19 protein-coding genes and 1 tRNA gene are annotated in these 19,335 nt (G+C 39.2%); 5 read left to right on the forward strand and 15 right to left on the reverse strand.

Annotated elements, in window-relative coordinates; translation table 11 throughout:
* Positions 1–65 precede the first annotated feature (65 nt).
* Together DG474_RS06160 and yidA are read left to right on the forward strand one after the other, a co-directional pair.
* On the forward strand, positions 66–1,373 hold the full coding sequence (locus DG474_RS06160) for an HD domain-containing protein (protein WP_255777687.1): 1,308 nt from the start codon (positions 66–68) through the stop codon (positions 1,371–1,373).
* 9 nt (positions 1,374–1,382) lie between these two features.
* The gene (yidA, locus tag DG474_RS06165; protein WP_255777688.1) at positions 1,383–2,189 is read left to right on the forward strand and encodes a sugar-phosphatase; all 807 of its coding nucleotides are present in this window, start codon (positions 1,383–1,385) and stop codon (positions 2,187–2,189) included.
* A gap of 418 nt (positions 2,190–2,607) precedes the next feature.
* Here yidA and DG474_RS06170 read toward each other — a convergent pair whose 3' ends face one another.
* From DG474_RS06170 to DG474_RS06215, 10 genes are all read right to left on the reverse strand, one after another.
* Complete coding sequence (locus tag DG474_RS06170; protein ID WP_049485324.1) at positions 2,608–3,918, reverse strand: type II restriction enzyme; 1,311 nt, start codon at positions 3,916–3,918, stop codon at positions 2,608–2,610.
* A 3-nt stretch (positions 3,919–3,921) separates the two neighbouring features.
* Complete coding sequence (locus DG474_RS06175; RefSeq protein ID WP_049485325.1) at positions 3,922–4,776, reverse strand: DNA adenine methylase; 855 nt, start codon at positions 4,774–4,776, stop codon at positions 3,922–3,924.
* Positions 4,777–4,920: 144 nt separating this feature from the next.
* Positions 4,921–5,994 carry a DGQHR domain-containing protein gene (locus tag DG474_RS06180; protein ID WP_049485326.1) on the reverse strand — a complete coding sequence of 358 codons (1,074 nt, stop codon included), beginning with the start codon at positions 5,992–5,994 and terminating at the stop codon, positions 4,921–4,923.
* Positions 5,994–6,602: a hypothetical protein gene (locus DG474_RS06185; RefSeq protein ID WP_049485327.1), complete on the reverse strand. Its 609-nt coding sequence runs from the start codon at positions 6,600–6,602 to the stop codon at positions 5,994–5,996. Before DG474_RS06185 ends, DG474_RS06180 begins: the two co-directional genes overlap by 1 nt.
* Before the next feature lie 345 nt (positions 6,603–6,947).
* Positions 6,948–7,019 (reverse strand) — tRNA-Arg (locus DG474_RS06190).
* A 42-nt stretch (positions 7,020–7,061) separates the two neighbouring features.
* On the reverse strand, positions 7,062–7,409 hold the full coding sequence (gene rplS, locus DG474_RS06195) for a 50S ribosomal protein L19 (RefSeq protein ID WP_001068669.1): 348 nt from the start codon (positions 7,407–7,409) through the stop codon (positions 7,062–7,064).
* 118 nt (positions 7,410–7,527) lie between these two features.
* Positions 7,528–7,857 (reverse strand): fluoride efflux transporter CrcB, encoded by a 330-nt coding sequence (gene crcB, locus DG474_RS06200; protein WP_049485328.1) that lies wholly within the window; start codon positions 7,855–7,857, stop codon positions 7,528–7,530.
* Positions 7,851–8,225, reverse strand: coding sequence for a fluoride efflux transporter CrcB (crcB, locus tag DG474_RS06205; RefSeq protein WP_049485329.1), 375 nt, complete (start codon positions 8,223–8,225; stop codon positions 7,851–7,853). The genes crcB (DG474_RS06200) and crcB (DG474_RS06205) overlap by 7 nt, the downstream gene beginning before the upstream one ends.
* Positions 8,222–8,488 (reverse strand): chorismate mutase, encoded by a 267-nt coding sequence (locus DG474_RS06210; protein ID WP_255777690.1) that lies wholly within the window; start codon positions 8,486–8,488, stop codon positions 8,222–8,224. The genes crcB (DG474_RS06205) and DG474_RS06210 overlap by 4 nt, the downstream gene beginning before the upstream one ends.
* 117 nt (positions 8,489–8,605) lie before the next feature.
* Positions 8,606–9,049: a flavodoxin gene (locus DG474_RS06215; RefSeq protein ID WP_001162125.1), complete on the reverse strand. Its 444-nt coding sequence runs from the start codon at positions 9,047–9,049 to the stop codon at positions 8,606–8,608.
* A gap of 103 nt (positions 9,050–9,152) precedes the next feature.
* Between DG474_RS06215 and DG474_RS06220 the strand changes: the two genes are divergently transcribed.
* The 3 genes from DG474_RS06220 to DG474_RS06230 all read left to right on the forward strand — a co-directional run bounded on the left by DG474_RS06220 (position 9,153) and on the right by DG474_RS06230 (position 11,474).
* Positions 9,153–10,097 (forward strand): DHH family phosphoesterase, encoded by a 945-nt coding sequence (locus DG474_RS06220; RefSeq protein ID WP_255777691.1) that lies wholly within the window; start codon positions 9,153–9,155, stop codon positions 10,095–10,097.
* A 107-nt stretch (positions 10,098–10,204) separates the two neighbouring features.
* On the forward strand, positions 10,205–11,068 hold the full coding sequence (locus DG474_RS06225; RefSeq protein ID WP_255777692.1) for a lantibiotic ABC transporter permease: 864 nt from the start codon (positions 10,205–10,207) through the stop codon (positions 11,066–11,068).
* A 163-nt stretch (positions 11,069–11,231) separates the two neighbouring features.
* Entirely contained in the window at positions 11,232–11,474 is a 243-nt protein-coding gene (locus tag DG474_RS06230; RefSeq protein ID WP_000710762.1) for a type B 50S ribosomal protein L31, read from the forward strand.
* 116 nt (positions 11,475–11,590) lie between these two features.
* On the opposite strand, the gene DG474_RS06235 is transcribed toward DG474_RS06230, so the two are convergent.
* The 5 genes from DG474_RS06235 to pyrR form a co-directional block, all read right to left on the reverse strand.
* A complete protein-coding gene (locus tag DG474_RS06235; RefSeq protein WP_255777693.1) occupies positions 11,591–12,925 on the reverse strand; it encodes an Nramp family divalent metal transporter in 1,335 nt (444 codons plus the stop codon).
* 217 nt (positions 12,926–13,142) lie between these two features.
* Positions 13,143–16,319, reverse strand: coding sequence for a carbamoyl-phosphate synthase large subunit (carB, locus tag DG474_RS06240; protein ID WP_255777694.1), 3,177 nt, complete (start codon positions 16,317–16,319; stop codon positions 13,143–13,145).
* 311 nt (positions 16,320–16,630) lie between these two features.
* Positions 16,631–17,710 (reverse strand): carbamoyl phosphate synthase small subunit, encoded by a 1,080-nt coding sequence (locus DG474_RS06245; RefSeq protein ID WP_000166847.1) that lies wholly within the window; start codon positions 17,708–17,710, stop codon positions 16,631–16,633.
* A 49-nt stretch (positions 17,711–17,759) separates the two neighbouring features.
* Positions 17,760–18,683 carry an aspartate carbamoyltransferase catalytic subunit gene (locus DG474_RS06250; protein ID WP_255777696.1) on the reverse strand — a complete coding sequence of 308 codons (924 nt, stop codon included), beginning with the start codon at positions 18,681–18,683 and terminating at the stop codon, positions 17,760–17,762.
* Between the two features lie 18 nt (positions 18,684–18,701).
* A complete protein-coding gene (gene pyrR, locus DG474_RS06255; RefSeq protein WP_000850018.1) occupies positions 18,702–19,223 on the reverse strand; it encodes a bifunctional pyr operon transcriptional regulator/uracil phosphoribosyltransferase PyrR in 522 nt (173 codons plus the stop codon).
* Positions 19,224–19,335: the final 112 nt, after the last annotated feature.

The following is a 19,335-nucleotide window of genomic DNA, read 5'->3' on the forward strand; positions in this document are numbered from 1 at the left end:
TCCTCTTTCTTCTCTCTTGTCCTACTATTTTACCAAAAAGAGCAGGATTTTGCTATAATGGTCATATGAACGAAAAAGTATTCCGTGACCCAGTTCACAACTACATCCATGTCAATAATCAAGTCATCTATGACTTGATCAATACAAAAGAATTTCAACGTCTGCGTCGTATCAAACAGCTAGGGACTTCCAGCTATACCTTCCATGGTGGCGAGCACAGTCGCTTTTCCCACTGTCTAGGAGTCTATGAGATTGCACGACGCATCACAGAGATTTTTGAAGAAAAATATCCTGAAGAATGGGATCCTGCTGAGTCTCTCTTGACCATGACCGCTGCGCTCCTTCATGACCTCGGGCATGGTGCCTACTCTCATACTTTTGAACATCTCTTTGATACAGATCATGAAGCCATTACCCAGGAAATCATCCAAAGTCCTGAGACAGAGATTCACCAAGTCCTGCTACAAGTAGCGCCTGATTTCCCCAAAAAGGTAGCCAGTGTCATTGACCATACCTACCCTAACAAGCAGGTCGTACAGCTCATTTCCAGTCAGATTGATGCAGACCGCATGGACTATCTCTTGCGCGACTCTTATTTTACAGGAGCATCTTATGGGGAATTTGACCTGACTCGCATCCTCCGAGTCATTCGTCCTGTCGAAAATGGCATCGCCTTTCAGCGCAATGGCATGCATGCCATCGAAGATTATGTCCTCAGTCGTTACCAGATGTATATGCAGGTTTATTTCCACCCAGCAACACGCGCCATGGAAGTTCTCCTACAGAATCTCCTCAAACGCGCCAAGGAACTCTATCCTGAAGACAAGGATTTCTTTGCACGCACTTCTCCACATCTCCTCCCTTTCTTTGAAAAAAATGTGACCTTGTCTGATTATCTAGGTCTTGATGATGGCGTGATGAATACCTACTTCCAACTCTGGATGACCAGTCCTGACAAGATTCTCGCAGACTTGTCGCAACGCTTTGTCAACCGCAAGGTCTTTAAATCCATCACCTTTTCACAAGAAGACCAAGACCAACTCGCAACCATGAGACAACTGGTTGAAGAAATCGGTTTTGATCCCGACTACTATACAGCCATTCATAAGAACTTTGACCTCCCTTATGATATCTATCGTCCCGAATCTGAAAATCCACGGACACAGATTGAAATTTTACAAAAAAATGGTGAATTGGCAGAACTCTCTAGCCTGTCCCCTATCGTCCAATCCCTTGCTGGCAGTCGCCATGGAGATAATCGTTTCTATTTCCCAAAAGAAATGTTGGACCAAAACAGCATCTTCGCAAGCATCACCCAGCAATTTTTACACTTGATTGAGAACGATCATTTTACCCCAAATAAGAACGAATAGAGGAAATTTATGAGTATTAAACTAATCGCCGTCGATATAGATGGTACCCTGGTTAACAGTAAAAAAGAAATCACTCCGGAAGTCTTTTCTGCCATCCAAGATGCCAAACAAGCTGGCGTCAAGGTCGTGATTGCAACGGGTCGTCCTATCGCAGGCGTTGCCAAACTTCTGGACGATTTGCAATTGAGAGATGAGGGTGACTATGTTGTAACCTTCAACGGTGCCCTTGTTCAAGAAACTGCTACTGCCCATGAGATTATCAGCGAATCCTTGACCTATGTGGACTATCTGGATATGGAATTTCTCAGTCGCAAACTTGGTGTCCACATGCACGCCATTACCAAGGACGGTATCTACACGGCCAATCGCAATATCGGAAAATACACGGTGCACGAATCAACCCTCGTCAGCATGCCCATCTTCTACCGCACCCCTGAAGAAATGGCTGGCAAGGAAATCGTCAAGTGTATGTTTATCGATGAACCGGAAATTCTCGACGCTGCGATTGAAAAGATACCAGCAGAATTTTACGAACGCTACTCCATCAACAAATCTGCTCCTTTCTACCTCGAACTCCTTAAAAAGAATGTAGACAAGGGTTCAGCTATTACCCATCTAGCTGAAAAACTCGGATTGACCACAGATGAAACCATGGCGATCGGGGACGAAGAAAATGACCGTGCCATGCTGGAAGTCGTTGGAAATCCCGTTGTTATGGAAAATGGAAATGCAGAACTCAAAAAAATCGCCAAATACATCACCAAAACAAATGATGAATCCGGCGTAGCCCATGCCATCCGAACGTGGGTATTGTAAAAAGGCAAGAATAGACGAAAACCGCTCAGGAGAGCGGTTTTTCATATCTAATTACTGCCCCCTGCAGGAATCGATAAATAGGAAAAATCTTATTTTAAGGCTTTTCCTATTTAAAGGACGAAATTTGTCCTTTCTCGAGCTTAGCTTTTCTTCAACCCACTACAGTTGACAAAGAGCCCTTTATTCTATATTCATTGAGTGAAAATTATTCCTGAGTATTTATCATACACTATCTACACTTTTTACACCACGACTGCACTCTAATAGTACCACCACCCATATTTCTATAACCAAAATTACTTAACGGTTTCTCAATTCCACAATTTGGACATATCCTAGTCGGTTCACTTCCATTATAACCACTAGATTGAATAATAACTTCTTGATCATTTCCAAACATAATCAACGCTCCTTATTTTTATATATTTACTAAATTAAAAATCCAGTTTAGCCAACTTATAACAGAAGTCGCTCTCCTTGAAGCTACATCTATACTACATACATTATATTCCAATTCAAGTTCAACTACTCTACCTTTATCTGGGATCATACCTGTTTCTATAATTTCTCTAAATAATTCTCTAAAAATTCTATGAGATAAAATTAACTTGACTAATTCTAACTGTCTTTCTTTATAACTCTTTTTATAAACAGCCACACCAACATTAGTCAAGCCGTATTTTGTAACTTTATCTTCTTTTATTCTTTGAAATAGACCTAAATATTTACCAGCATTAAAATAATATTCTTTTTGGCGAATTGTAAACTTCATCAATTCAATAATTTCTTCACTTGTCATTGGATTGTCATACATATTTTCTAACAAAGAAACTATTCTTTCAAAGTTATCAGCCTGTATAAATGGAACACTACTTTCACCATTCATATTATCACTAATAACTTCAATATCCTCAATGCTATCATAGACATCTTTTATTTCATCTAACGTAATAGAAGTATCTTCTAAAGAATAGTTTTTAGTTCCAACTAATTCTATTGAAGAATAATTCCCTTTATCTTTAAAACGATACTCCATTAAACGAAAAATTTTATTTGTATAAATTGAAAATATCAAACGTATAGGTTTATCAACTTTACTTTCCCAAGTTCTATACGGATAATAAAGTTGACGAATATGAAAATCCTCATGCAGTACATTTTTTGCCTCTAGGATCACAACCCAATGGTTCGATTCAAAACCACCATCAATTTCTATTTGCGCTCTATCTACATTTACTCCTAGTTGAATCTGTCCTACTGTATCAACTTTAAAATCAAATTCCCCTGATGACATTCTACCATTAAAAGTTCCATATAAAACATCATCTGAATCCAGTTCAAGAAAATCTTCTAGTATTCCTGAAATCTGTAATACATTTATGGCATTTGCTTTAGAAGTAATATTATCTACATCAATGGTTTGTAAGTCAGGTAATTCAACTGTTGCCATATTTTTTACATGTTCTACTACTTTAGGCAGTTTTTGATACAACAAGAAATCACTTAAAATATACGAACTTCTGCTATCAGGTAGAATACTAATCTCATTCTTTTTTAGACTACTTGGCAACTGTTCTGAACTATCCCACTTTGCCATCAATCTAGGTTCTTTTACTTCCTTTATCTGCGAAGCAGAAATCTTAAAAAAACCATTATTAGATATTTCTGTTAAAATATCATACTTATCAATTAACACTTGCCAAGCGTCTGAAACGTTTATTTTTCCCATAACCTACTCTTTTTCGTAATTATAAATTAAAACCTCAGCAATTTCTCCTCTTTTATCTGACTGACTATTTACACTTCGTCTTGCTTGCACAATTTCAATATTAAACACATCTTTATCAGCATACAATTCTAAAATTTCAGGAGAATAAGAATTAGATTGTAAAAATTTAACCCCTCTTTTATGGAGTTTTAAACACTCATCTCTAAGTTCTACTTGTTTGTCATAGTCAAAACCATGTTCTGTATACCCAGTAAAACTAGAAGAAGTTGAAATAGGCATATAAGGGGGATCAAAATAAACAAATGCACCCCTTCTTAACCTTTTTAACGCTTCTTTATAATCACCAGTTAAAAATTTAACATTCGCTGAATTAAAATAATTTGAAATAGCTTTAATAGTCACTTCATTCACAATAGAAGGATTCTTATACTTTCCATAAGGTGTATTAAAGAAACCTGCTCTATTAACTCTAAACAAACCATTATAACAAGTTTTATTTAAATAAATAATTCGTCCAGCTTTTTCTACATTTGAAAATTTTTCATAATCCTCACTACGATCTAAAGAGCGAATTTCATAAAAATATTCTTCAGAGTGTAATTCTTTATGCCTTTTTAAAACATCTATTAAACCATCAGGATCATCTTTTATCACCTGATAAACATTCATCAATTCTTGATTGTAATCATTGATAATTGCCTTCTTTGGTTGTTGATGAAACAATACTGCACCCCCACCAACAAAAGGCTCAACATAAGTAGAAATCCTTCTAGGAATTAAAGGTTCAATTTCTGAAATTAGTTGTCGTTTTCCACCTACCCATTTAAGAACAGGTGCAACAAGTATATTTTTCTTCATTTTTTTATATGACCTCGTATCTTTTAATTATATCATATTTCACTTAAATCTTTCATTCAGCGAACTCTAAAAATGCTGAAAAAACTAAAGTAACAAATACAAAACAAAATAGACCAGCTTCCTGATCCATTTTATTTATCTATTTTAAAATTCTGAGTTTGAAATTTGCATGAGTGCATCCTCAAACTCACCTTTCAAACGATTTTGGCCTACTCCACCAGCTTGAAATTCTTCAGAAATAAGTTGAATATGTTTACGTTCAAAAATATCTTTTATCTTCTTAAAAATGTTTACAAAAAACTCCTCATCTAATCTTCCTTGTTCCATACCAAAATTATAAAATTTTTCAAAAGCCTTGATTAACGCTAAATATCCAGTTGTTTTGGTCAAAATATAGTCATTTGAATACCACTCTTTTTCAAAAACTACACTCACAGCAGTAAAATAATTTTTAAGGATTTTCAAAATTATATCATCATTCTCATTTATAAAGAAATTTCGTAGTGGTAATTTCTCATCTGGCAATAATTTATCGCCATTTTTTATACGAATCATATCTTCCTGAGGATTTTTTGAAATTAGTTCAACTAATCCTTTTACAAAAGTCCCTTGAGATAAAGTGTTTGATCCGCGTTCTCTTTTACCTAACATCTTCAACCTCTGATAAAAAGGATATGTGTGTTTTGAATTCATAATTCTAGCTATATAGTGACAAGTTTTTAATGGACTTCTTTTTGTACTCAGTTCAAATAAATCATAGATTAAAGATTTATCAACTTTTGCTTGATTACTATTTATTGTAGAAAATACATATGCTTTCTCCTCTTCAGTTAGATCAAACATTAATACAACAAGTAATTCACATCTGAATCCTGAACTACTGCTTGCTCGGCTAATTCCCTCTACTCGATGTTGTCCATCAATTATCTCGAAAATGCAATTGTCATCATTATACTCGATAAGAGTACCACCATTCTTCAATTTACAAAATGAAGAATCAACTGATAATATTATTGGTGTAGGGAAAGTAGCATCAGGATCCTTGCAATATGATTCGATTTCCATTACCCTTTTATCAGATCTGTCTCTTTGAATTCCTTCATTGTCTCTTCTAGGACGTACATAAGAACCTTTTATCAAATCACTAGAATCAATTTTTCCAAGGTAAAATGTTCCTATAGGTTGTGTAATTTCTATTACTTTTATTTCTTTTTGCATTATACACTCACATCCTTCCCTGTATCATCCTTAAAGCTTTTAATTTCTTCATTATTCTTATCTAATTTTTCCATTTCTTTATTTTCCATTTCCAAATAATCTTCAAAATTTTGAGGGTATTGTATAAGTCTATTTAAACAATAATAAAAGAAAGTACCATATATTGAAATTACAGCAATCAAAATTTGAATCCAATAATCAGTTCTGTATATACCTGAATATAACAGTAAAGATGTAATAAGCATTACAAATATAAAAACTATTATAACATAAAGATAACTAGTTATTGATGTCTTGCCTATAACAGGTAACAATTTATCATTTTCAATATTTGTTTCACTCAGTTTTCTATTTGCCTCTGATTTCTTCTCTTCTGATAACAGATATATAATTGCATCAGAAAGAACTGTAATTAACAATGTAATCGAAAAAATATAGATATTTCCTTGTTTAAATGAATCCTCAATAGTTTCTCCACGCAATAATTGTGAAAAATTTGTAAAAAAACCTGCTAATAGAGTAGTTACAATCCAAAGCAGTACAATTCTATCTTTTTTTAAAATTTTAAAAGGAAATAGAAAAAAATTATTTTGCTTCTTTTCATTCATAATTAATCTTTCTCCCTAACTAAATTTAATACTACATAGTTTATTAAAATTCTACACTTAATCAATATTTATATTAGCTACTATTATAGCAAAAAATGTAGAAACTTTAAAGAATAATATTATTATATTTTTAAAGACTAAATATAGAATACAAAATAAAATAGACCAGCTTCCTGATCCACTTTATTCTATATTTATTAAGTGAAAAATATTTTTGGTCAAATTTTGGTCATGGTTTGGTCAAAAAAACTCAAAATACTAACCTATTTAAAAAAACAAAATTGTGATGATTGCCTTTAAACTAACACTTTGAATATTCTTTATTCTTCTTTACTTTACTAAAAATGCCCCCTGCAGGAATCGAACCTGCAACTACTCCTTAGGAGGGAGTTGTTATATCCATTGAACTAAGGGAGCTAGAGAAAAACCCTGCTGGGTAAGCAGAGTTTTTTTGTCGAATTAACGACGGATTTCTTTGATACGAGCTGCTTTACCTTGAAGAGCACGCAAGTAGTACAATTTCGCACGACGTACTTTACCGTAACGAACAACTTCGATCTTTTCAACACGTGGAGTGTGGATTGGGAAGATACGCTCAACACCTACACCGTTAGAGATTTTACGAACTGTGTAGTTTTCTGAGATGCCAGCACCTTTACGTGCGATAACAACACCTTCAAAAATCTGGATACGTTCACGGTTTCCTTCGACAACTTTCGCGTGTACACGAACAGTGTCACCAGGACGGAATGATGGGATATCTGTACGAAGTTGACCTTCAGTCAAGCTTTGGATTAATGGATTCATTTTATTCTCCTATCTTTGTCAATCTTGAGGAATCCTCCTCAGCGGATAAACTGTATTTTTGTGCGTCCATTACACACAAGAGACAGTTTACCATATTTCCACCTAAAAGTAAAGGAATTTATAGCAGAATTCCTAAAAAAATCGCTAGAAACCCGCCTATGTAAGTTAAGAGGAAATAGCTATAAAATACCTTCTTGTCACTTAACAGTTTTTGCAGCTCGTCATTCAGAGTTGAAAAGGTCGTCAACCCTCCACAAAAACCTGTCGCTAGGATAGCATAGACTTCCTTGGACTCCACATGATTGTAAAGTAGGCCAATTAAAAAACATCCTAGAAGATTGGCAATGAGAGTTCCTAGTGGCAATTTAGAAGCTTGATTATAGCGGGAAAAGAAATAACGCACCAGGGCTCCGAACCCGCAGGCGATTGCAAGATAAACGATTACCATTTCTTCCTCCCTAGAACATAAGCCAAGAGTAGACCTCCACCAATACTAAAAATCAAATACAGGACTAAACTAAGATAACGCCCAGTATCGAGCAATTTCACAGCATCAAGCATTAGGCTAGAAAAGGTTGTCAGGCCACCACAAAATCCCGTCCCCAGCGCTAAAACCAAGCCTTTACTAGTTCCCTTATGGGCCAGATAGCCTTTTACCAGATAGACCAGGCAGAATATTCCCAGATAATTGACGAGAAGGGTTCCCCAAGGAAAGTCTGGGCTAGCTGGTAACCAAGTGGAAATGAGATAGCGGATAAGGCCTCCCACCATTGCAGCCAGAAAAATTCCTAGCGGATAAAATTGTTCTTTTTTCATTTGATGTTTTGATCCTGATAATCACGCGAACGTTTGAGAATGTCTGAAAAAGTAGCAACAATGGTCTCCTGATAGCGCTTATCTTCTACTCTATTTCTGACTTTTTCAAAAATGATTTCTTCTCTCTTAGTATCTAAAATAGGTTTTCCTGAGGCTTTCTTATAGGCAACTACTCCCTCAACCAAATGCATCCGTTCTTCTAGGAGCTTTACGATTTGGTCATCGATTTGATCAATTTCTTGCCGAATACTATCTAAATCCATAGTATCTCCTCCTTTATTTGAATTATTGTATCAAAAAGCCTCTAAATAGGCTAGTAAAATCCCAAAATAACTAATAAAAAACTGCACCGACTTATTCCAGCCAGCGCAGTTCGCTTCTTATCCTACTTTTGCAGCCAATTCTTCTGCGAATTGTTCCAAACGCTCGATGTCTTCTTCTTCGGCAGAGAGGTCCACTTTAACACACTCTGAACCTTTTTCTGCTCCTGTCGCGACAAATACACGATCAAAGTCATCGACAGCCTTACAGAATTCGTCGTAGAAGGTATCACCTGAACCGACCACTCCATAGATTTTGCCATTCAAGTTGAGATCTGCTAGGTCTTCGTAGAAGTCCATCATCTCATCTGGCAATTCTCCGTCTCCATAAGTATAAGTCGCAACGATTGCGATGTCTGCCTCCAAGAAGTCTGAAGCGTCAACAGTCGTACATTCATCCACATCGACATCCAAGCCCAAGTCACGCAATTTATCTGCTACAATATCTGCAATTTCTTCGGTATTACCGGTCATACTGGCAAATACAATTTTTGCTAATGCCATATCGTCCTCCTCAATTTATCTTTCTCCATTATATCATATCTTTTTCATTTTAAAAATAAAAATTCTTGTGCTACAATGAAATGAGAAAGAATTGAGGTTATTTATGGAAATTTGCCAGCAAATTTTAGAGAAAATCAAAGAATACGATACCATTATCATTCATCGTCATATGAAACCAGATCCTGATGCTTTAGGGAGTCAAGTGGGCTTGAAAGCTCTTCTCACACACCATTTTCCAGAAAAGACCATCAAAGCAGTCGGTTATAACGAACCAACTTTGACCTGGATGGCGGAAATGGATACTGTCCAAGACAGTGACTACCAAGGAGCTCTTGCTATTATTTGTGATACAGCGAATCGTCCTCGTATCGATGATAAACGCTACGAACAAGCTGCTTTCACCATCAAAATCGATCACCATCCAAATGATGATATCTACGGTGACCTATCTTGGGTGGATACAAGTTCAAGCAGTGCCAGTGAGATGATTGCATTATTTGCTCAAGAAAATCAGCTAGCTTTGTCTAGTAAAGCGGCACGACTTCTCTATGCAGGAATTGTAGGGGACACTGGGCGTTTTCTCTACCCGTCAACTAGTGCCCGTACCTTTAGAATAGCTGCCCAGCTCCGAGAAGTTGATTTTGACTTTGCTGGATTGTCTCGTCAAATGGATACCATGAGCTTCAAGATTGCAAAATTGCAAGGGTATGTTTATGATCATTTAGAAGTTGATGAGAATGGAGCTGCACGCGTTTTACTTACTCAAGACATCTTGAAAAATTATAAGGTTACGGATGCTGAAACGGCTGCGATTGTCGGAGCACCTGGTCGAATTGATACCGTTAAGGCTTGGGCTATCTTTGTTGAGCAAGCTGATGGTCACTTCCGTGTGCGTATGCGCAGTAAAATCACCTCTATCAATGAGATTGCCAAACGACACGACGGGGGAGGGCATCCATTAGCCAGTGGCGCCAATTCCTATAGTCTAGAAGAAAACGAACAAATATACAAAGAGCTGAAAGAGGCTCTACAGATGCACCAAGGCTAAGAAAGAATTTTCTTGGCCTTTTATATGCTATATTCTTAAAATATACGGTTTCTTTGTACCTCAGTTTATGGTATAATAAATCAAACTGAATAAAAGGAGACTTAATAATGGAAAAAAATCGTTTGTATATTCTCATTTCTGCTGGAGTAGCCATCCTTGGTTCACTCTTGCCATGGGCTAGTTTAAATGCAGGTTCTTTTGGGTCCTATAGTGTGAATGGTTACCAAGGAGATGGGTGGTTTGTCATTATCGCGGCTATTGTGTCTATTGTTCTTGCGTGCTTGAATAACATGAATAAAGCAATGCCTAAAGGGTTCTCAATTGGTGTCATTGTTGCGGGTGCAATTGCAACTCTCGTTACACTAAATAGTCTCTTTAATGTAAATAAGTACATGTCTAACTTTGGTGGATATGGCATTTCAATCGGCTTTGGTTTGATTTTGGCTATTCTTGCTAGCATTGCACTAGTTGTAACTGGTCTCTTGGCAATGTCAGGTGGTAAAATTACAAAAGAATCATTTACTGAATTAGCTGAGTCTGGTAAAGATTTTGCTCAAACTGTCGGACGTGTAACAAGCTCTACCGTTAAAACTGCAGTCGAAGAAATCAAAAAAGAATCTCAAGAACGTAAAAAAGAAGAAACTACTGCTGAGAAAACAGAGACTGCTAAAGAGGAAACCGAGCAAACAGAAGAAGCTAAGGAACCAGCTAATGTGGAGGCTGAATCAGTAGCAGAAAACGCAGAACCAGTAAAAGAAGAAACTACAGAAGCTGAAACAAAAACAGAAGCTGAACCTGTAGCCGAACCAACTGAAACAGAGGCTGAAGCTGAAACTGTAACAGAATCAACAGAAACAGAACCTACTGAAACTGAAAAAGAGGCTAAATCAGCAGCAGAAAACACAGAACCAGTAAAAGAAACAGAAGTAAAAAATGAACAAGAAGAAAAAGCTCCAAATCAAGAGAACTAATCATTCTTCTACCGTCACTCCAGTAAACACTGGAGTGATTTTTTATCAAGATTTTTAATAAAATCAAGGAAAAGACTTGCCAAACTTATCAGAATCTGATAGACTAGTATGGTAACAATCTATGGCTCGCAAAGAGACCATGGCAGAAAGGAAATATTGCAAAATGAAAAAAGATATCCATCCAGAATATCGCCCAGTTGTCTTCATGGACACAACTACTGGTTACAAATTCCTTAGCGGTTCAACAAAACGCTCTAACGAAACTGTTGAGTTCGAAGGCGAAACTTACCCATTGATCCGTGTGGAAATTTCATCAGACTCACACCCATTCTACACTGGACGTCAAAAGTTCACTCAAGCAGATGGACGCGTGGATCGTTTCAACAAAAAATACGGTCTCAAATAATGATAAAAAAGAACAGTTACCACTGTTCTTTTTTTGTACTTGTTTTTATGAATCAATCACTACTACTTTCTATTTGTCAACCTTCACGCTGACACTATGATTGATGTCAAACGAGTTTAAAAAATATCGAAAAGAAGCTTGATATTGAGAATGGTCAAGATGATTGAAACTGCGTAACCTAGGATTGTATTCCACTTGGCATTGGTAAATTCTCCCATCATTGACTTCTTAGAGGTCAGATAGATTAAGGGGAAGATTGAAAACGGAAGAGCAATTGACAGAAAGACCTGCGAATAGACCAATAACTGATCCAAGGTTTTTTCTTGATGTCCAAACAAGACGGCGACTATAATCACAGGGAGCAAGGCAAAAATACGTGTCCCGATACGGATAATCCACTGAGGTAATCTTAGATGTAAGAAACCTTCCATGACAATCTGACCTGTCAAGGTGCCTGTGATGGTAGAATTCTGTCCACTTGCTAAGAGAGCCAGAGCAAATAAAGTTGACAGCGTTGAGCTAGCTATCGCTCCTGCTATTGTCGAATCCTGTAAAGCATTGTACATTTGAGAAAAGGCCGAAATTTCAGATGCATGACCAAAAAAGAGAGATGCCCCTAAAATAAGAAGCAAGGAATTGACAATAAAGGCTAGGGACAACTGAAGATTTGAATCCCAGGTCATAAAACGCACGGCTTTTCGAACATCCTTCTTATCTTTGTGATTGATTTTCCTTGTTTGGGATAGGGATGAATGAAGATAGAGATTATGGGGCATGACTGTCGCTCCCACAATTCCTAGAGCCAAGGTCAATTGGCTTTCATGACCTGGTAACGGTGTTTCAAATAAAGTTGAAGTCGGTAAATAACCACCAAAAATACCCTGAATACTTGGACTGGATAAGGCCACCAGATAGGTAAAGATGGCTAATATGGTTAAAATAAGAGTCGTAACAATGGCTTCAATTTTTTTGAAGCCAAATTTCATCAACAACAACAAAAGAAATACATCTAAAACGGTTAAGAGGATAGCGACCATAATCGGTATTTTAAATAAAAGATTTAAGGCAATCGCTGAACCTAGAACCTCGGCTAAGTCTGTCGCCATTAAAGCTAATTCTAAAATCACCCACAGACTATAGCGAAGCCACTTGGGAGCATGATGTGCTGTTGCCTGCGCTAGGTCCATCCTAGTCACGATACCGAGCTTTCCAGCCATCTGTTGTAACTGCATAGCAATGATGGATGAAATTAAAATAACAAATAAAAGACTATATTTGTAGGAAGCACCACCAACCACACTGGTAATCCAGTTTCCAGGATCCATATAACCAACTGCTACAAGGGCTCCAGGTCCTAAGAATGCTTTTAGATTTTGCCAAAAATGATTGTTATTGGGAGTTTCAATAGATTGGTTGATCTCAGAAAGAGAGACTTTTTTGTAAGAAGACATCGGAATTTTACACTTTCTAATCTGTCTTTACCTATTTTCTTAATGGGATTTTTGAAAATATCTTGAAAATAGTTTCCTATTTCCAATTCTCCCTTATTATATCACAATTTAGAATGATTCTTAAGGAAAGAATGATAGTTCAAATAAGCAATATCTGTATTGCAAAAGCCAGCGTTTTCTGACGCTGGCTTTAAAACTGTGAAAAACTTTTTCTCAACTAGATCGCTTCTGTGACAAAACTACGGCTTTCTAGCACCTTGAGCATGGCATTAGCTGTATCTAGAGCTGTAAAGAGTGGTACACCGTGTTCAATGGCTGAACGACGGATTTGCTCACCATCTTCGTCAGCAGTTCGTTTGGTTCCGACAGTATTGATGATCGCTTGGATTTTCCCTTTGCGGACAAAGCTTGGGATATCTTGTTCATCGTCACCAATCTTACCAACAGGTTGAGCTTGAAGTCCATGACTAGCAAAGAAGGCTGCTGTCCCTTCTGTCGCAAGGATACCATAACCGATATTTTGGAAACGACGAGCCAAGTCCAAGGCTTCTTCTTTGGCATCATCAGCGATGGTAAATACAACATTTCCAAAGGTTGGCAAGTGTAGGTAGGAAGCTTCAAAAGCCTTGTAGAGAGCTTTTTCCAAAGTAGTATCAGAACCCATAACTTCCCCTGTTGACTTCATTTCAGGCCCGAGTAAGCTGTCTACTTTAGCTAGTTTCGTAAAGGAGAAGACAGGCGCCTTGATATGAACGCGAGTACTTTCTGGATAAAGTCCATCTTGGTAGCCAAGTTCTTCAAGACTTTGACCAAGAATGAGCTTAGTTGCTACCTGAGCCATAGGGATATTGGTTACCTTAGAAAGGAATGGCACCGTACGGCTGGCACGTGGATTGACCTCAATAACGTAGACTTTTTCATCCTTGATGACAAACTGGATGTTCATCATCCCAAGACAGTTAAGGCCAATTGCTAGACGTTTGGTGTAGTCTGCGATGGTTTCTTGCACCTTTTGCGACAAGGTTTGTGGTGGATAAACGGCCATTGAGTCACCTGAGTGGACACCAGCACGTTCGATATGTTCCATAATACCAGGGATGAGAACATTTTCCCCATCTGAGATGGCATCAACTTCACACTCTTGCCCAACGATGTAAGAGTCAACAAGGACTGGGTGGTCTGGACTGGCCTTAACAGCGGTACGCATGTAAGAACGAAGATCTTCTTCGTTTTCGACGATTTCCATAGCACGTCCACCCAAGACATAAGATGGGCGAACGAGGACTGGGAATCCAATCTTGCGAGCTGCAAGTACGGCTTCTTCTTCATTGGTAGCCGTTTGACCTGGTGGCTGTGGAATATCCAAGTCTTTAAGGGCTTGCTCGAAGAGGTCACGGTCTTCGGCACGGTCTAAGTCAGCTACTTGGGTACCAAGGATGGTCACACCTGCTTTTGCCAAAGGCTCGGCAAGGTTGATAGCTGTTTGACCACCGAACTGAACGATAACGCCTTTTGGTTGCTCCAAATCGATAACATTCATGACATCTTCGAATGTTAATGGCTCAAAGTAAAGTTTGTCTGATACCGAGAAGTCGGTTGAAACGGTCTCTGGATTTGAGTTCATGATGATAGCTTCATAGCCAGCTGCTTGGATAGCCTTAACAGAGTGAACAGTTGCATAGTCGAATTCAACCCCTTGTCCGATACGGATTGGACCTGAACCTAGGACAAGTACAGATTCCTTGTCAGACTTGATAGACTCGTTTTCCCAACCATAGGTTGAATAGAAATATGGTGTTTCAGAGTCGAATTCTGCCGCACAGGTATCGACCATCTTATAGACTGGAACAATCTTGTTTTCCAAGCGAAGTTGGCGAACTTGGTCAGCTGTCATTTTCCAGAGTTCCGCAATCTTACGATCTGAGAAGCCATTGAGTTTGGCTGTTTTCAAGACTTCTAGATCTTGTGGATGGGCACCTAATTCTTGCTCAATTTCAAAGATGTGCAAGAGTTTATCCAGATAGAAGATATCAATCTTAGTCAATTCAGCAATTTCTTCTGGTGTATAACCACGGCGAATGGCCTCTGATACGTAGAAGAGACGGTCATCTTGGGCTTTCACAACCTTTTCAATCAAGGCATCATCTGAAACAGTTGCCAGTTCAGGCATTTCATTGTGGTGAACTCCAATTTCAAGAGAGCGACATGCCTTGAGAAGTGACTCCTCAATGTTACGACCAATAGCCATGACTTCTCCAGTCGCCTTCATTTGGGTCCCAAGACGACGCTCACCTTTTTCAAACTTGTCAAATGGGAAACGTGGAATCTTAGCAACCACGTAGTCAAGAGCTGGCTCAAACATGGCATAAGTTGAACCTGTAACTGGGTTAATGACCTCATCCAGAGTCAAACCAACGGCAATCTTGGCAGCCAATTTGGCAATCGGATAACCCGTCGCCTTAGAAGCAAGGGCTGACGAACGCGATACACGAGGGTTTACTTCGATAACATAGTACTTGAAGCTATGCGGATCAAGGGCCAGCTGAACGTTACATCCACCTTCAATTTTGAGGGCACGAATGATGCTCAAGCTCGCATCACGTAGCATTTGGTTTTCATAGTCGGACATGGTTTGCGCAGGGGCAAATACAATGGAATCCCCTGTGTGAATCCCAACTGGGTCAAAGTTTTCCATGTTACAAACAACCAAAGCATTATCAGCTGAATCGCGCATGACTTCGTACTCGATTTCCTTGAAACCTGCGATTGAACGTTCAATCAAACATTGGGTAACAGGTGACAGTTTCAACCCATTTTCAGCGATTTCACGAAGTTCTTCCTCGTTGGCACACATACCACCACCAGTACCACCAAGTGTGAAAGCTGGACGAACGATAACTGGGTAGCCGATTGATGCCGCAAAGGAAACTGCTTCTTCTACTGTGTTGACAATTTCAGATTCAGGGATCGGCTGCTCAAGCTCTTCCATCAATTGTTTAAAGAGGTCACGGTCCTCCGCTTGGTCGATGGCAGATAATTTAGTACCCAGAAGTTCGACACCCAATTCATCTAGAATACCATTTTTAGACAACTCCATGGCCATATTGAGTCCTGTTTGCCCACCAAGAGTTGGAAGCAAAGCATCTGGACGTTCCTTACGGAGAATACGTGTCACAAACTCAAGTGTAATCGGTTCAATATAAACCTTGTCAGCAATTTCCTTATCCGTCATGATGGTTGCAGGATTTGAGTTCACTAAGACAACTTCATAACCTTCCTCTTTCAAAGACAAACAGGCCTGGGTCCCAGCGTAGTCAAACTCAGCAGCCTGACCAATAATAATCGGACCAGAACCAATCACCATAATTTTTTGAATATCAGTACGTTTAGGCATAGTTTATGATACAAAGCCCGTAAAGAACACAGTGAAAATAGGAAACTCGGTGCAGACGCCTTTAGCGTCAAGACGATGTTTTTCTTTTTCACACAGTTCTTAGGGCGTGTTCACTTCCGCGAACAATGTATCTTCTCCTTTCTATTCGTCGCCTCACAGAGCGACATTAAATAAGATACAAAGGACGAATAGAAAGCGATTGAATTTTAGGAAACCAAGGAAGGATTGACAATCCAAGTTGGTTTCTCTAAATTCCGAGCTTTCCGTCCGTGTTCAGTTACATAAATTCTCCGACGAGCTTTTACTCGTTCTTAGTTTGCTTGTTTAAAAGCTTCCATCATCTCGATAAATTCATCAAATAGGTAACTTGCGTCGTGTGGACCAGGAGCTGCATCTGGGTGGAATTGTACAGAAAAACCTGGTTGGTATCTGTGGCGAACTCCTTCAACTGACTTGTCATTGATTTCTTCGTGGGTAATGATCAAATGCTCTGGCAAGTCCTCACGGCTGACTGCATAACCATGGTTTTGGCTGGTAAAGTCTACGCGTCCTGTTGCAATCTCACGTACCGCGTGGTTAAATCCACGGTGACCAAACTTCATCTTATATGTCTTAGCCCCGTTTGCCATGGCAAAGAGTTGGTGTCCCATACAAATTCCGAAGATTGGAATTTTTCCTTGCACACCACGAATCATGTCCAGTGCTTCTGGAACGTCTTCTGGGTTACCTGGGCCATTTGACAACATAACTCCATCAGGATTGAGGTGGAGAATTTCTTCTGCTGTTGTTGAATAAGGAACAACCGTAACGTTACAGTTGCGCTTAGAAAGTTCACGTAGGATTGAGTGCTTGAGCCCAAAGTCTACTAAGACCACACTCAAACCAACTCCAGGAGCTGGGTAGGAAGTTTTAGTAGAAACCTGCTTGATATTGTCTGTCGGCAAGACTGTTGCTTGGAGCTGATCCGTCACATGGTCCATGCTGTCCCCAACGTGAGTCAAGGTTGCACGCATAGTACCGTGCTTACGGATAATCTTGGTAAGGGCACGCGTATCAATCCCTGAAATACCTGGAATTTTCTTAGCTTTCAAAAATTCATCTAAGGTCATTTGGTTGCGCCAGTTGCTAGCTCGACGCGCTTCTTCGAAAACGACAACTCCCTTACAAGTTGGAATGATGGATTCGTAATCATCACGGTTAATTCCATAATTTCCCACCAAAGGATAAGTGAAGGTCAAGATTTGTCCATTATAAGACTGATCTGTAATGGATTCTTGGTAACCAGTCATCCCTGTGTTAAAGACGATTTCGCCTGTTACATCAATGTCTGCTCCGAAGGCCTTGCCTTCAAAAACTGTGCCATCTTCTAATACTAGAAGTCTTTTTGTCATATTTTCACCTCTCGTGGACGCTCTCTGGCGTCTTTTAACGTCTTGTGTTTTAGTTGGCGTTTCTACTCGCCAATACGAATTCTAAGATTGCCATCCGAACAAAGAGACCATTGGTCATTTGTTGGACAATGCGTGATTTTGGCGCTTCAACCAAGTGGTCAGCAATTTCCACATCTCGATTCACTGGGGCCGGATGCATAATGATTGCTGTTTCTTTTAAGCGATTATAGCGTTCTTGGTTCAAACCGTGTTGAGCATGGTAGTCTTCTTTTGAAAAGACCGCTCCACTTTCGTGGCGTTCATGTTGAACTCGGAGTAACATCAAAACATCCACCTGATCAACAATCTCATCAATAGTTACAAACTGTCCATAGTCCGCAAACTCTTGACTTCTCCATTCCTCAGGTCCTGCAAAGAACAGTTCAGCTCCCAAGCGTTTCAAAATCTGCATATTTGATTTGGCAACGCGTGAGTGGTCCAAGTCGCCTGCAATAGCAACCTTAAGACCCTCAAAGTGCCCAAATTCCTCATAAATAGTCATCAAATCAAGCAAGCTCTGGCTAGGATGTTGTCCCGAGCCATCACCACCATTGATAATAGAAGTTGTAATCGACGGACTCGCAATCAACTCTCTGTAATAGTCGACCTCTGGGTGGCGAATCACACAGACATCCACTCCTAGAGCAGATAGGGTCAAGATGGTATCATACAATGTCTCACCCTTATTGACCGAACTAGTCTTCACATCAAAGTCAAGTCGTTCCAGCCCCAGCTTAATCTCTGCCACTTCAAAGGACTTATGTGTCCGTGTAGAATCTTCAAAGAAGAGATTCGATACGATAGGTTTGTTCTCGTAGGGAAGTTGGGCTCCGTTTTTAAACTCGATTCCTCGTTTGATCAATTTCATCACTTGATCGACAGTGAGGTCTTCCATGGAAACCACATGGTTCAGTGCTTGTTGATTTTCTGACATGGCTACTCCTTCAGCTTTCTAAGCTTCTTCAGTAATCAGAACTCTGTCTTGGCCATCAAGTTCTGTCATCTCTACGATGATTTCTTCAGAACGGCTAGTTGGGATATTTTTCCCAACGTAATCTGGACGGATAGGCAATTCTCTATGTCCACGGTCAACTAGCACCGCAAGACTCACGCGCGCAGGACGACCATGGCCGACAATGTTATCAATAGCGGCGCGGATGGTACGGCCTGTATAGAGTACATCATCCACCAAGATAACTTCACGGTCTGTCACATCAACAGAAATCAAAGAAGTATCTTCTCCGCTTTTAACATCATCACGGAAAGGCTTGGTGTCCAGTTCCACAACAGGAACAGTGATATTTTCCAACTGCTCCAAGCGTTCTTTGATACGATGAGCGATGAAAACACCACGCGTTTTTATCCCAGCTAGGATAATTTTATTCAAATCCTTATTGCGCTCGATAATCTCATAAGTAATTCGCGTAATCGCTCGTTTGACAGTCAATTCGTCTACAACTTCTTTTGTCTTCATGACAAACCTCCAAAAAGAAAAGTCTCCTTACACAAGGAGACTTGAAATGTATAGCCAAGCGAGCCCTACTATAAACAGTATAGACTTCACCCTTCTACTTTATCGCGCTCCT

The organism is Streptococcus oralis (assembly GCF_024399415.1).
Lineage (GTDB): Bacteria > Bacillota > Bacilli > Lactobacillales > Streptococcaceae > Streptococcus > Streptococcus oralis_CS.

Coding starts and splice junctions, on each gene's coding strand:
- crcB (WP_049485328.1), bottom strand. CDS start 7,857: ATGGTAATCGTTTATCTTGCAATCGCCTGCGGGTTCGGAGCCCTGGTG.
- DG474_RS06250 (WP_255777696.1), bottom strand. CDS start 18,683: ATGTCAGAAAATCAACAAGCACTGAACCATGTGGTTTCCATGGAAGAC.
- DG474_RS06160 (WP_255777687.1), top strand. CDS start 66: ATGAACGAAAAAGTATTCCGTGACCCAGTTCACAACTACATCCATGTC.
- rplS (WP_001068669.1), bottom strand. CDS start 7,409: ATGAATCCATTAATCCAAAGCTTGACTGAAGGTCAACTTCGTACAGAT.
- DG474_RS06220 (WP_255777691.1), top strand. CDS start 9,153: ATGGAAATTTGCCAGCAAATTTTAGAGAAAATCAAAGAATACGATACC.
- DG474_RS06230 (WP_000710762.1), top strand. CDS start 11,232: ATGAAAAAAGATATCCATCCAGAATATCGCCCAGTTGTCTTCATGGAC.
- carB (WP_255777694.1), bottom strand. CDS start 16,319: ATGCCTAAACGTACTGATATTCAAAAAATTATGGTGATTGGTTCTGGT.
- DG474_RS06210 (WP_255777690.1), bottom strand. CDS start 8,488: ATGGATTTAGATAGTATTCGGCAAGAAATTGATCAAATCGATGACCAA.
- DG474_RS06215 (WP_001162125.1), bottom strand. CDS start 9,049: ATGGCATTAGCAAAAATTGTATTTGCCAGTATGACCGGTAATACCGAA.
- DG474_RS06175 (WP_049485325.1), bottom strand. CDS start 4,776: ATGAAGAAAAATATACTTGTTGCACCTGTTCTTAAATGGGTAGGTGGA.
- crcB (WP_049485329.1), bottom strand. CDS start 8,225: ATGAAAAAAGAACAATTTTATCCGCTAGGAATTTTTCTGGCTGCAATG.
- yidA (WP_255777688.1), top strand. CDS start 1,383: ATGAGTATTAAACTAATCGCCGTCGATATAGATGGTACCCTGGTTAAC.
- DG474_RS06225 (WP_255777692.1), top strand. CDS start 10,205: ATGGAAAAAAATCGTTTGTATATTCTCATTTCTGCTGGAGTAGCCATC.
- DG474_RS06245 (WP_000166847.1), bottom strand. CDS start 17,710: ATGACAAAAAGACTTCTAGTATTAGAAGATGGCACAGTTTTTGAAGGC.
- DG474_RS06170 (WP_049485324.1), bottom strand. CDS start 3,918: ATGGGAAAAATAAACGTTTCAGACGCTTGGCAAGTGTTAATTGATAAG.
- DG474_RS06235 (WP_255777693.1), bottom strand. CDS start 12,925: ATGTCTTCTTACAAAAAAGTCTCTCTTTCTGAGATCAACCAATCTATT.
- DG474_RS06180 (WP_049485326.1), bottom strand. CDS start 5,994: ATGCAAAAAGAAATAAAAGTAATAGAAATTACACAACCTATAGGAACA.
- pyrR (WP_000850018.1), bottom strand. CDS start 19,223: ATGAAGACAAAAGAAGTTGTAGACGAATTGACTGTCAAACGAGCGATT.
- DG474_RS06185 (WP_049485327.1), bottom strand. CDS start 6,602: ATGAATGAAAAGAAGCAAAATAATTTTTTTCTATTTCCTTTTAAAATT.